The organism is Cellvibrio polysaccharolyticus (assembly GCF_015182315.1).
Taxonomy (GTDB): domain Bacteria; phylum Pseudomonadota; class Gammaproteobacteria; order Pseudomonadales; family Cellvibrionaceae; genus Cellvibrio; species Cellvibrio polysaccharolyticus.
Map to the genome: position 1 here is coordinate 2207674 of NZ_PRDL01000001.1, position 12289 is coordinate 2219962.

Genomic DNA, 12289 nt, shown 5'->3' on the forward strand with positions numbered 1-12289 from the left:
ATGTCATTCTCTCTGGTCGAAATTGCGTTGGTAGTGAGTTTGCTGTTAAGTGTGGCTGCGCTGACGGTGGCAATCATTGCGCTAAAGCGCAGCGGTCAGCAAACCCATGAGAGCAAGGAACTGTTGGCGCGCGTAAATCGCGAATTGACAGTAGCCAATACCGGTGCGGTGGGCATGGGGCAGCGTCTGGTCGCGATGGAAAAACGCTTGCGGGATCAGGAAGCCCGTCCGGCAAGCAGCGCGCAAGCGCAGGCGCCCGTTGCGGATTATGCCGGTGATGATGAGTTTCGTACTTACAGCGAAGCGGTGCGGTTGTTTCGTTCCGGGCTGGGCAGCGAAGAGGTTGCGCGGCGTTGCGGGTTGTCGCGGGCGGAGGCTTCGCTTATCGAAGCGATGCAAAACGCAGGAAAAAATGCCGGTCGCTAACGATTTTCGGATTGCCTTTTCGGGTTTACCAAAAGGTCGGTTCGGAAATACATAGCGCCGGTATTTTTTTAGCTATTGGAAATGTTTTCTTCTGGCAGCGTTGCCGGTTCTGACCAGGAAAATTGTTGGCCGGAAACGCCATCAGACGCATCACTCAACAAAAATAAATAAGCAGGCATCAAGGCTTCCGGTGATTTGACGCTACCGGGGTTTTCCGCAGGATAAGCCGTCGCGCGCATGCGCGTGCGGGTTGCGCCCGGGTTAATGCTGTTAACGCGAATACGGCTGGTTTCCTGCAGTTCATCGGCAAGGGTTTGCACCAGGTTTTCCATAGCGGCCTTCGATGCCGCGTAAGCGCCCCAGAATGCTCGCCCTTGCAGGCCCACCGTAGAGCCGGTGAACAACACGGCCGCAGACGGGGCTTTTTCCAGCAATGGCATTAACGCCCGCGTCAGCATGAAAGGCGCATTGACGTTAACCTGCATGACGCGCAGCCACACATCCGGTGCGTAATTGATAATCGGTGTACGCTGCCCAAGTTCCGAAGCATTGTGCAAAATACCGTCCAGATGGCCGAACTCGTTGTTCAGCGCGTTGGACATATCCAGATAATCCTTTTCCTGAGCACCTTCAAAATTGATCGGGTAAATAGCCGGTTGCGGATAGCCGGCTTTTTCAATTTCGTCGTACACCATTTCCAGCTTGGCAAGCGTTCTGCCTGCCAATATCACCGTGGCGCCATGACTGGCGAAAGTGATCGCTGCGGTTTTACCAATGCCATCGCCTGCGCCGGTTATCAGAATAATTTTGCCTTGCAGGGCAGCCGAGGGCGGTTGAAATTCAAAAGGATTATTAATGGTCATAGGCATAAAATTTTTAATCAAATAAAAATAAAATGAAGTTGTCAGTCGCGAAATTAAACAAGCTGCTAACAGCCTGGCAGCAGGGGAGGTGTTTTTCCAAAGACCACCCGGCGAGAGTTCACAATCTGCGCAGCTGCTTGTGCGGTTTCGTGATGCTGCTCAATTCAACAGCTTTTCGATAATGGGCCAGATATCACTTGCTTGCTCAACACGGTAGTCCGCACCCCAGGCATCAATGTCATCGTTTTCTTCAATGTATCCGAAAGCTGCTGCGATGGTGATAGCGCCGGCATCTTTGCCGCAGTCGATGTCGCGCTTGTGGTCACCAATGTAAACGATGTTTTGCGGCGTGCAATCAAGGTGCTCGCTGGCGAGAAATAAAGACTCCGGGTGCGGTTTTCTGAATTGCACATCGTCCGGACATATTACGCTTGCCGGCGCCGGTTGAATATCGAGAACGCTTAAAAGCTTGTGGGTATACAAGGAGGGTTTGTTGGTGGCGATCCCCCAGGCAATGTTGTGCTGCGCCAATTTTTGCAACAGCTCATCAATGCCCGGGAAAAAGCGGGTATGGGAGCCAATTTTTTCCTGATAACGATCAAGGAGTTCGAGGCGCAGCGGCTCAAAACGGTCGTCTTCGGGTTCTACCTTGAAAGCGAAGCGAATCAACGCAGCAGCTCCATTGGAAACCTGGGCGCGAATGGCGTCGGCCGGGAGGGCAGGTTGGTTTTTTTCAACCAGCAACTGGTTGATCAGAACAACAAATTCAGGTGCGGTGTCGAGCAGCGTACCGTCAAGATCAAACATGACAGCCTTGATAGAGGGGGCGGACACAGTAGTTTCCTTTTATAGAGCCGGTAATGTTTCAATCAGGATTGGATGCTCAACCGTTGTCTGCAACGGCTGAGGTATTACCGGTGGTCGTGAATTCAGTCGCTGAATAAATCAGTTTTGCACAATGCGGCGCGCATGAACCATGTAGTTCACATCCACATCATGGGGATGCAATTTGTAGTGTTTGGTCAGCGGGTTGTAAGTAAGGCCGATGGTGTTTTGCAATTCCAGACCATTGTGGCGCAGCCAGCGCGCCAGCTCTGACGGGCGGATAAATTTGCGGTATTCATGGGTGCCACGGGGCAATAAACGCAACACGTATTCCGCGCCTATCACCGCCAGCGCGTACGCCTTGGGGTTGCGGTTGATAGTGGAGAAAAACAGGTCGCCACCGGGCTTTACCAGTTTTGCACAGGCGGCAATAACCGACGAGGGGTCAGGAACATGCTCCAGCATTTCGAGGCAAGTGACTACATCAAAACTGCCCGGCGCCTGTTCTGCCAGCGCTTCTACCGTAATTTGCTGGTAATCAATGGTTACACCACTTTCCAGCGCATGCAGCCTGGCAACCGCCAGCGGTGCAGCGCCCATGTCGATAGCCGTTACCTGTGCGCCACGCTTTGCCATGGCTTCGGCCAGAATCCCGCCACCGCAGCCGACATCCAGCAGCACCTTACCTGCGACCTGGGCGCGCTCATCAATATAATTGGCTCGCAGCGGGTTGATTTCGTGCAAGGGTTTAAATTCGCTGTTCGCATCCCACCAGCGGCTGGCAAGTGCTTCAAACTTGGCAATTTCAGCCTGATCTACATTGGTTTGCATGGGCATAGACTCCTGCATTTAACGGGTTAGGGGATTTTGTTGCCACCAGCGTGCTTTTGCAATGACTTCGCGTTCATTCAGGGTTTCCAGCTGCCGGTTTTGCAGCAAAGGCTTGCCCGCTACCCAAACATGGCTGACGCGGTGCCCGGTTTGGGTGTAAACCAGTTGTGACGCCGGGTTGTACAAGGGCTGCGATTCGAGGTCGTGTAAATCAATGGCGATGACATCAGCTGCTTTGCCGGTTTCCAGGCTGCCGATGCGATGCTCCAGCCCCAGCGCGAGGGCGCCGCTCAGGGTCGCCATACGCAAGGCGCGGTGTGCGTCCAGCGCGGTTGCGTCGCCTGCCACGGCTTTTGCCAGCAGGGCGGCCATATTCATCTCGGCGAACATATCCAGGCTGTTGTTACTGGCAGCCCCGTCGGTGCCAAGCGCGACATTGATGCCTGCTCCAAGTAATTGATGTACCGGCGTAAAACCGCTGGCCAACTTGAGGTTGGAGCGAGGGCAGTGCACTACATGAGCACCGCTATCATTCAATAGTGCCATGTCGGCTGCATTGACCTGGGTCATATGTACCAGCTGGAGTAACGGCGAGAGCAAGCCGGCATCGGCGATTTGTTGCAGCGGGCGTTTGTCATGTGCCTGCACAAATTCTTCAACTTCCTGCGCTGTTTCATGGGCGTGAATTTGTATGGGCGCATCAAGCTCCTGGGCCAGCACGGCAATTTTTTGCAGTATCTCAATCCCGACCGAGTAGGGCGCATGGGGGCCAAACCCTACGCTGATCAAATCACTGGAGCGATAGGCGTCATGCAGCTCAAGACCCTTGGCGAAGCATTCTTCAGCGCTATTGCTCCAGGGTGTGGCACCGCTGAACACAGGAAACATAATCTGGCTGCGTATGCCCGCCTGGCGGGCCATGTGAGCGGTTTGTTCCGGGTAAAAATACATATCGGAAAAGCAGGTGGTGCCGCTACGGATCATCTCGGCAATCGCCAGCATGCTGCCGTCGCGCACGAAATTGTCTGATACCAACCGCTTTTCCGCAGGAAAGATATGATCCTGGAGCCAGATTTCGAGCGGTTGGTCATCGGCTATGCCGCGTAGCAGCGTCATGGGCGTGTGGCCGTGGCAATTGACCAGCCCCGGCATCAGCAAATGATTGGGTAGCTCGATAGTGCGGGCAGGTATAAAACGGCGTGTGGCTTCTTCCTGAGGTAAGAGGGCGACGATGTTGCCCTCGCTGTCGATGGCCAGCGCACAATCTTCCAACAGGCGATTTTCGGGAATAATGGGCAGCACCCAGCGGGCTTTAATCAGTAATTCAATAGGTTGCGGGCCTGACATATCCAATCCTGTTGCTATCGAGGGCTTTGCGGGCGCGCAGTATACCTGCCGTTGCCAGCTGGCGGCAGCCATCGCGCGCGTTAGTGCCTATACGATTGATATTGTGGTATTATTTCAGGCTTTGTGTGGTCGCCTGAAGCAATATTGCAGCCGGGCTGGCCGGGGCGTCAGCGCAGGTTTATTTTTGCGCCAGAATCGCGCTTTCCGGCATCACCCGAGCTTTGAAGGCTGCCACCATCACTGTTTGCCACAATAAGGAACGCTGTATTCCATGGTCGAATTCGCGAAAGAAATTTCACCGGTAAATATCGAAGACGAACTCAAGCAGTCTTACCTTGATTACGCGATGAGCGTTATTGTCGGACGTGCACTTCCCGATGTGCGCGACGGCCTCAAGCCGGTTCACCGTCGTGTGCTGTTCGCTATGAGCGAGCTGAAAAACGACTGGAACAAGCCTTATAAAAAATCCGCCCGTGTGGTGGGTGACGTTATCGGTAAATACCACCCGCACGGCGACTCTGCTGTTTATGACACCATCGTTCGTATGGCGCAGCCTTTTTCCCTGCGTTACATGCTGGTCGACGGTCAGGGTAACTTCGGTTCGGTAGACGGTGACAGCGCGGCAGCGATGCGTTATACCGAAATCCGTATGGCGAAAATTGCCCACGATCTGCTCGCTGATCTCGATAAGGAAACGGTAGATTTCGTTGCCAACTACGACGGCACCGAACTGATTCCGGCGGTATTACCAACCCGTATTCCCAACTTGCTGGTTAACGGCTCGTCCGGTATTGCGGTGGGTATGGCGACCAACATTCCGCCACACAACCTGAAAGAAGTGGTGCAGGGCTGTCTGGCGCTTATCGACAATGCCGACATCACCATCGACGAATTGATGGAATATATTCCCGGCCCCGATTTCCCCACCGGTGCCATCATCAATGGCCGTGCCGGCATCTTGCAGGCTTACCGCACTGGCCGTGGCAGTATCATCGTGCGTGCAAAAGCAGAAGTTGAGCGCGATGAAAAAACCGGCCGCGAAACCATTATTGTTCACGAAATTCCTTATCAGTTGAACAAAGCGCGTTTGATTGAGCGTATTGCCGAGCTGGTTAAAGAAAAGAAAATTGAAGGCATCAGTGAACTGCGCGATGAGTCTGACAAAGACGGTATGCGCATTGTTATTGAAGTCAAACGCAACGAATCCGGCGAAGTACTGCTTAACAACCTGTACAAGCAAACCCAGCTGCAAACGACCTTCGGCGTAAACGTTGTTGCGCTGGATGATGGTCAGCCGAAGATTCTCAACCTGAAACAATTGCTTGAAGCCTTTGTTCGTCACCGTCGCGAAGTGGTTACCCGCCGTACCGTTTATTTGCTGCGCAAAGCGCGCGAACGCGGTCATATTCTCGAAGGTTTGGCGGTTGCTATCGCCAACATCGACAAGGTTATTGAACTAATCAAACGCTCATCTACACCGGCTGATGCCAAAGACGGTTTGATGACGCAAGGTTGGGACGCCACCGAAATGGCTCCTTTCCTTGAGCGCGCCGGTGACGATGCCTGCCGCCCGGAAGATCTGGGTGCGGAGTTCGGACTGCGCGATGGCAAATATTATTTATCGGCTGCGCAAGCCCAGGCGATTCTGGAATTGCGTCTGCACCGTCTGACCGGCATGGAGCACGACAAGCTGCTTGCCGAATACGACGAAAAGCTGATTCAGATCGCTGAATTCCTCGAAATTCTCGGTAACGCTGTTCGTTTGATGGAAGTGATTCGCGAAGAGCTGCAACAGGTTATTGCCGATTACAGCGATAACCGTCGCACCGAAATTGTTGCGTCGAGCATGGACCTGACAATTGCCGACCTGATCACCGAAGAAGAGCGCGTTGTCACCATCTCCCATGGCGGTTATGCCAAGAGCCAGCCGCTGACCGCCTACGAGGCACAGCGTCGCGGCGGCAAGGGCAAATCGGCCACTGGCGTGAAAGACGAAGACTACGTTGAGCACCTGCTGGTGGCCAACAGCCATGCGACACTGTTGCTGTTCTCCAGTAAAGGTAAAGTTTACTGGTTGCGCACCTTCGAAATTCCGGAAGCCTCGCGTACCGCGCGTGGTCGCCCGCTGGTCAACCTGTTGCCGCTGGATGAAGGTGAGCGCATCACCGCCATGCTGCAAATCGACCTCGAAGCCTTGCAGCAAAGCGCTGGCGATGATGAAGATCTGGACGACGACAGTGTAGTGCTCGAAGGTGAAGTTGTAGAAGCCGAGGAAGTTGAAGAGGTTGAAGGCGAAACTGCCGAGCTGGTTGCTGAAGCGACCGGCGCGTTCATTTTCATGGCCACCGCCTTCGGTACCGTGAAGAAGACACCACTGGTACAGTTCAGCCGTCCGCGTAGCTCCGGCCTGATTGCCCTCAAGCTGGAAGAGGGCGACACCCTGATCGCTGCTGCCATTACTGACGGTGCGAAAGAAGTTATGCTGTTCTCCAGCGCCGGCAAAGTACTGCGCTTCGCCGAGAGCAAAGTGCGCACCATGGGCCGTACTGCCCGCGGTGTACGCGGTATGCGTTTAGGTAAAGAGCAACAACTGATCTCCATGCTGATCCCGGAATCCGGTGCTCAAATTCTTACGGCTTCCGAGCGCGGTTTCGGTAAGCGTACCGGCTTGGGCAAGTTCCCGCGTCGCGGTCGTGGCGGCCAGGGCGTTATCGCCATGGTTACCAGTGAGCGTAACGGCAAGCTGGTCAGCGCTATTCAAGTGCACGACGGCGAAGAGATCATGCTGATTTCCGACCAGGGCACACTGGTGCGCACCCGTGTTGATGAAGTGTCCAGTTCCGGACGTAACACCCAGGGCGTTACCCTGATCAAGCTTGCCAAGGATGAAACACTGGTTGGCCTTGAGCGTGTGCAGGTGCTGGCGTCTCTCGACGACTATGCGGATGAAGACACCGAAAGCGAATTGACTCATAGCGAAGCAGACGATTCTGCTGTTGATGCGGCGCCGGAAAATGACGCAGCAGCGGATGATAGCAGCGAAAATTAATGACGCAGCCACCCGGTAACGGGTGGCTTTTTATTTTTCACAGAATTTCATTTATGTCGACAGAACTCACCGAAGCGCAAAAATTACTGGAACTGCGTAATCGCATTGATGCCATTGATGATGACATCGCCCGGCTGATTGCCGCACGCGCCAGATGTGCGCAGGATGTTGCAGAAGTAAAAAAAGCCAACTTGCCCGATGACGCGCGCATTTTGTTTTATCGCCCCGAGCGTGAAGCGCAAGTGCTGCGCAAGGTGATGGAGCAAAACCAGGGGCCGTTAAGCAACGAAGAAATGGCGCGTTTGTTCCGCGAAATTATGTCTGCCTGTCTGGCGTTGGAAAACCCGGTCAAGGTTGCTTATCTCGGACCGGAAGGCACCTTCACCCAACAGGCGGCCTTGAAACATTTCGGCCATTCTGCGGTGGTATTACCTTTCCCCACCATTGACGATGTATTTCGCGAGGTGGAATCCGGTGCGGTAAATTACGGCGTGGTGCCGGTAGAAAATTCTACCGAAGGTGTGGTTAACCATACGCTGGATAATTTTCTCGGCTCCAACCTGAAAATTTGTGGCGAAGTGGAATTGCGTATTCATCACAATTTGCTGGTTTCCGATGTTACCAGCGTTAACAATATCAGCCGCATCTACTCTCACTCGCAGTCGTTGGCACAATGCCGCAACTGGCTCGATGCGCATTACCCGAAAGCTGAACGTATCGCCGTGAACAGCAATGCTGAAGCGGCAAGACGTCTGAAGGGCGAGTGGAATGCTGCCGCGATTGCCGGCAGCCTGGCGGCAGAGCGTTACGAGCTGAAAATTCTTTCTGAAAAAATTGAAGACCAGCCGGATAACTCCACCCGCTTTTTAATTATTGGTACCCAGCAGGTGCCAGCGAGCGGTGTTGATAAAACATCCATCGTGGTGTCAACCCGCAATGAGCCGGGTGCGCTGCACAATTTGCTGGAGCCGTTCCACCGTCATGGCATTGATTTGACGCGCGTGGAAACCCGCCCGTCGCGCAGTGGTGTGTGGACCTACGTATTCTTCATTGATTTCTCAGGCCATGTAGACGACGACGCCATTCGTCAGGTACTGCAAGACTTGCCGGAACGTGTAGCGGATTTGAAGCTGCTCGGCTCCTACCCGAAAGCGGTGCTGTAAAATCGATGACTGTCAGTACGCCTTCTGTGAATAAGCTGGTTATTATCGGCATCGGTTTGATCGGCGGCAGTCTCGCCACCGGTTTGAAACAGCGCGGCGGTTGTCGTGAAGTTATCGGAATCGCTCGCAACCAACAAACCTGTGCCGATGCGGTACGTCTCGGTGTGGTTGACCGCGCTTATGATAATTTGGAGGCCATTGCCGGTGAGCTGACGGCAGGGGATGTTATTTTTATCTCGGTGCCAACGCTGTCGGTTGACCTGGTGTTAAGCCAGGTTCGTGAATTGATATCGCCGGACGTAACCATCACCGACGGCGCCAGTGTTAAAGGCAGTGTGCAAAAAGCGGTTGAGCGAATTTACGGTGACGTTCCTGCGCAGTTTGTGCCGGGGCATCCTATTGCCGGCTCTGAAAAAAGCGGCGTTACCGCAGCCAACCCTGACCTTTATGTAAACCACCGGGTAATTTTGACCCCTTCGGCAGAAACCGGTGCAGCGCATTTGCAGCGCGTCACTACCATGTGGCAGACAGTCGGCGCCGAAGTGCTTGAAATGTCGGTAGCCGAACACGACGATGTGTTGGCGGCGACCAGTCATTTGCCCCATGCCATTGCCTATTCGCTGGTTGATACGCTGGCGCAAGACATTGGCAACCCGAACATTTTTCGTTATGCCGCAGGCGGTTTTCGGGATTTTACCCGCATCGCCTCCAGTGATCCGATCATGTGGCATGACATTATGCGGGCAAATAAAGACAGCGTTTTAACGGCGCTGGATTTGTTTATTGATAATCTGATGCGCTTGCGCAGCAGTATTGAAAGTGAGGACAGTGACTATTTGCTGGAAGTATTCACGCGAGCGAAAACAGCGCGTGATCATTTTACAAATATGCTGACCAAAGAAAGTTAATCATTAATCCGGTTGTTGTCGCGCTCACACCGCTGCAATAACTGACCTGCGCTCACACCGCGGGGTTTATTTTATATTTACTCGGTAGTCCCTGAATGTCGAATTACAACCTGACACACCTGAAGCAGCTCGAAGCGGAAAGCATTCATATTATCCGCGAAGTCGCGGCAGAATTTGATAAGCCGGTGATGTTGTATTCCGTCGGTAAAGATTCTGCGGTCATGATGCATCTGACCATGAAAGCTTTTTATCCCGGTAAACCACCATTCCCGTTAATGCACGTTGACACTACCTGGAAATTCCAGGAAATGATCAAGTTCCGTGATGAGCGCATCAAGGAACTCGGTTGGGATCTGATTGTACATATCAATCAGGAAGGTGTGGACATGAACATCAATCCGTTTGTGCACGGTAGCGCCAAACACACCGATATCATGAAAACCCAGGGCCTCAAGCAAGCATTGAACAAGCACGGTTTCGACGCTGCCTTTGGTGGTGCGCGTCGCGACGAGGAAAAATCCCGTGCAAAAGAGCGCGTCTATTCTTTCCGCGACAAAAACCATCGCTGGGATCCAAAAAATCAGCGCCCCGAGTTGTGGAATATCTACAACGGCCGTGTTGATAAAGGCGAGAGCATTCGCGTCTTCCCGCTGTCCAACTGGACCGAGCTGGATATCTGGCAATACATTCACCTGGAAGGCATCCCGATTGTTCCGCTTTACTTTGCCGCCAAACGCCCGGTTGTCGAGCGCGATGGTACTTTGATCATGGTTGATGATGATCGTATGCCGATTGGTCCGGAAGACAAAGTAGAAGAAAAAATGGTGCGTTTCCGCACTCTCGGTTGCTACCCGCTCACCGGTGCGGTGGAGTCGGAAGCGACTACTCTGCCGGAAATTATTCAGGAGATGCTGTTAACCACCACCTCCGAGCGCCAGGGTCGTGTGATTGATCACGATAGTTCCGGTTCCATGGAAAAGAAAAAGCAGGAAGGTTACTTCTGATTACAGAAGTCCTGTTGTCATCCAGCCGGAATATCCAGTTAATACTGTAATTCGTTTCACGGATTACTATCGGGAGTGAATAGGTTTTATGTCTCACCAGTCAGATTTAATCGCAACGGATATCGATGCGTATCTTAAACAGCATGAGCAAAAAGAACTGCTGCGCTTTTTGACCTGCGGTAGCGTCGATGATGGCAAAAGCACATTAATTGGTCGCTTGCTGCACGACACCAAAATGATCTATGAAGATCAGTTGGAAGCGGTGCGTTCCGACAGCACCAAACACGGCACCACCGGTGAAAAAATTGACCTGGCGTTGCTGGTTGATGGCTTGCAGGCCGAGCGGGAGCAGGGCATTACTATTGATGTTGCTTACCGTTATTTTTCTACCGCAAAACGTAAATTTATTATTGCCGACACCCCCGGTCACGAACAGTACACCCGCAACATGGTTACCGGTGCATCCACTTGTGACCTGGCTATTATTTTGATTGATGCGCGTTATGGCGTGATGACGCAGACCCGTCGCCACAGTTACATTGCTTCGTTGCTGGGTATTCGTCATATTGTTGTCGCCATCAACAAGATGGATTTGCTGGGCTTTGACCAGCAGGTATTTGAGAAGATCAAGGCCGATTACCTGGCATTCGCTGCCGGTTTGAATATGAAAGACATTCACTTTGTGCCCATGTCTGCATTGGAAGGCGATAACGTCGTTAATCGTTCTGAAAAAGCTGACTGGTACAAAGGCCAGACGTTGATGGAAATTCTGGAAACTGTTCCGGTTACCGCCAACAACAACTACGATGATTTCCGTTTCCCGGTGCAATACGTTAATCGCCCGAACCTCGACTTCCGCGGTTTTTGCGGCAATGTTGCCTCTGGCGTAGTCAAGACTGGTGATAGCATTCGTGTATTACCTTCCGACAAAACTGCAGTTGTTAAATCCATCGTTACTTATGACGGTGAATTGGCCGAAGCCTTTGCAGGACAGGCCATTACCATCACGCTGGATCGCGAGATTGATGTGAGCCGTGGCGATACTCTGGTACTCGCTGACGACAATGGTGTAAAAGAAACCAGCCGTATCAAATCGCATCTGGTATGGATGACTGAGAAGCCCTGTCAGCCGGGCACAGAATATCTGTTCAAATTTGCCAGCAAGGTTGTCAGCGGTCGTGTTGAGTCGGTTGAGCATCGTATTGATGTCAACACTCAGGAACATACTCGCGTAGATAATTTGCAGCTGAACGACATCGCGTTGGTTGATATTGCGCTCAATCAGAAAGTGGTGGCAGATCGTTACGTTGATAACCGCGCAACGGGTGCTTTCATCGTTATTGATCGTCTTACCAATATCACTGTAGGTGGCGGTATGGTGACAGAACTGCTGGCAGACAGCGCTGCTGCGTCAGCGGGCTATAGCGAATTTGAGCTGGAATTGAATGCGCTGGTTCGTAAGCACTTCCCGCACTGGGGCGCGCTGGATCTGAATCGTTAATCGATTTTTTCGGCAATAAAAAACCGGCAGTTGCTCTTCAAGGCAACTGCCGGTTTTTTTTAATCTACGTAAGGGCGATGTTTCAGGACGGAATGGATGACGTGGTCGTTTTCAAAATACACCACGAAGTCTTTATATTCCCAGGATGAAATTGGCGGGTTGCCTTTGCCGGCCGTTTTGCTGATGGGTTCACCGAATTGTCTGCTAACCTCGGAACGCAGCGCTCCGGTTTTCGGGCGTTCCATATCTGCCGCATCGCCGGCTTGCTGGCCAACGGGAATAATCAGGGTATCGGCGTGTGCGGTTACACTGGTGCTAAGCGCAGCCAGTAGCAACGTGGCTGAAAAAATAAAAGTTCCTGCTTTAATCATT

Annotated in this window: 11 protein-coding genes; 6 read left to right on the forward strand and 5 right to left on the reverse strand. The window is 52.7% G+C overall.

Annotation, left to right across the window (positions count from 1 at the left end; genetic code table 11):
• Positions 1 to 426, forward strand: coding sequence for a DUF2802 domain-containing protein (locus C4F51_RS09420; protein WP_235992311.1), 426 nt, complete (start codon positions 1 to 3; stop codon positions 424 to 426).
• Positions 427 to 494: 68 nt separating this feature from the next.
• Here the strand turns inward: C4F51_RS09420 and C4F51_RS09425 are convergent, their stop codons facing one another.
• From C4F51_RS09425 to C4F51_RS09440, 4 genes are all read right to left on the reverse strand, one after another.
• Positions 495 to 1289 carry a YciK family oxidoreductase gene (locus C4F51_RS09425; RefSeq protein ID WP_193909280.1) on the reverse strand — a complete coding sequence of 265 codons (795 nt, stop codon included), beginning with the start codon at positions 1287 to 1289 and terminating at the stop codon, positions 495 to 497.
• Positions 1290 to 1448: 159 nt separating this feature from the next.
• Entirely contained in the window at positions 1449 to 2123 is a 675-nt protein-coding gene (locus tag C4F51_RS09430) for an HAD family hydrolase (protein ID WP_328701333.1), read from the reverse strand.
• Positions 2124 to 2234: 111 nt separating this feature from the next.
• Complete coding sequence (ubiG, locus tag C4F51_RS09435) at positions 2235 to 2945, reverse strand: bifunctional 2-polyprenyl-6-hydroxyphenol methylase/3-demethylubiquinol 3-O-methyltransferase UbiG (RefSeq protein ID WP_193909282.1); 711 nt, start codon at positions 2943 to 2945, stop codon at positions 2235 to 2237.
• An 18-nt stretch (positions 2946 to 2963) separates the two neighbouring features.
• Positions 2964 to 4292: a TRZ/ATZ family hydrolase gene (locus C4F51_RS09440; protein ID WP_193909284.1), complete on the reverse strand. Its 1329-nt coding sequence runs from the start codon at positions 4290 to 4292 to the stop codon at positions 2964 to 2966.
• A gap of 271 nt (positions 4293 to 4563) precedes the next feature.
• Between C4F51_RS09440 and gyrA the strand changes: the two genes are divergently transcribed.
• The 5 genes from gyrA to cysN all read left to right on the forward strand — a co-directional run bounded on the left by gyrA (position 4564) and on the right by cysN (position 11917).
• On the forward strand, positions 4564 to 7341 hold the full coding sequence (gyrA, locus tag C4F51_RS09445) for a DNA gyrase subunit A (RefSeq protein WP_193909285.1): 2778 nt from the start codon (positions 4564 to 4566) through the stop codon (positions 7339 to 7341).
• Between the two features lie 53 nt (positions 7342 to 7394).
• Positions 7395 to 8504, forward strand: coding sequence for a prephenate dehydratase (pheA, locus tag C4F51_RS09450; RefSeq protein WP_193909287.1), 1110 nt, complete (start codon positions 7395 to 7397; stop codon positions 8502 to 8504).
• Positions 8505 to 8509: 5 nt separating this feature from the next.
• Positions 8510 to 9412 (forward strand): prephenate dehydrogenase/arogenate dehydrogenase family protein, encoded by a 903-nt coding sequence (locus C4F51_RS09455; RefSeq protein ID WP_193909290.1) that lies wholly within the window; start codon positions 8510 to 8512, stop codon positions 9410 to 9412.
• A 95-nt stretch (positions 9413 to 9507) separates the two neighbouring features.
• Complete coding sequence (gene cysD / locus C4F51_RS09460; protein WP_193909292.1) at positions 9508 to 10416, forward strand: sulfate adenylyltransferase subunit CysD; 909 nt, start codon at positions 9508 to 9510, stop codon at positions 10414 to 10416.
• Between the two features lie 88 nt (positions 10417 to 10504).
• Positions 10505 to 11917, forward strand: coding sequence for a sulfate adenylyltransferase subunit CysN (cysN, locus tag C4F51_RS09465; protein WP_193909294.1), 1413 nt, complete (start codon positions 10505 to 10507; stop codon positions 11915 to 11917).
• A gap of 59 nt (positions 11918 to 11976) precedes the next feature.
• Here the strand turns inward: cysN and C4F51_RS09470 are convergent, their stop codons facing one another.
• On the reverse strand, positions 11977 to 12288 hold the full coding sequence (locus C4F51_RS09470) for a hypothetical protein (protein ID WP_193909297.1): 312 nt from the start codon (positions 12286 to 12288) through the stop codon (positions 11977 to 11979).
• Between the last annotated feature and the right edge of the window lies 1 nt (position 12289).

What these genes read in the sequence shown, in the direction of transcription:
- C4F51_RS09420 (WP_235992311.1), top strand. Translation starts at nt 1, where the DNA reads ATGTCATTCTCTCTGGTCGAAATTGCGTTGGTAGTGAGTTTGCTGTTA.
- C4F51_RS09440 (WP_193909284.1), bottom strand. Translation starts at nt 4,292, where the DNA reads ATGTCAGGCCCGCAACCTATTGAATTACTGATTAAAGCCCGCTGGGTG.
- cysN (WP_193909294.1), top strand. Translation starts at nt 10,505, where the DNA reads ATGTCTCACCAGTCAGATTTAATCGCAACGGATATCGATGCGTATCTT.
- C4F51_RS09470 (WP_193909297.1), bottom strand. Translation starts at nt 12,288, where the DNA reads ATGATTAAAGCAGGAACTTTTATTTTTTCAGCCACGTTGCTACTGGCT.
- gyrA (WP_193909285.1), top strand. Translation starts at nt 4,564, where the DNA reads ATGGTCGAATTCGCGAAAGAAATTTCACCGGTAAATATCGAAGACGAA.
- pheA (WP_193909287.1), top strand. Translation starts at nt 7,395, where the DNA reads ATGTCGACAGAACTCACCGAAGCGCAAAAATTACTGGAACTGCGTAAT.
- C4F51_RS09425 (WP_193909280.1), bottom strand. Translation starts at nt 1,289, where the DNA reads ATGACCATTAATAATCCTTTTGAATTTCAACCGCCCTCGGCTGCCCTG.
- C4F51_RS09455 (WP_193909290.1), top strand. Translation starts at nt 8,510, where the DNA reads ATGACTGTCAGTACGCCTTCTGTGAATAAGCTGGTTATTATCGGCATC.
- cysD (WP_193909292.1), top strand. Translation starts at nt 9,508, where the DNA reads ATGTCGAATTACAACCTGACACACCTGAAGCAGCTCGAAGCGGAAAGC.
- ubiG (WP_193909282.1), bottom strand. Translation starts at nt 2,945, where the DNA reads ATGCAAACCAATGTAGATCAGGCTGAAATTGCCAAGTTTGAAGCACTT.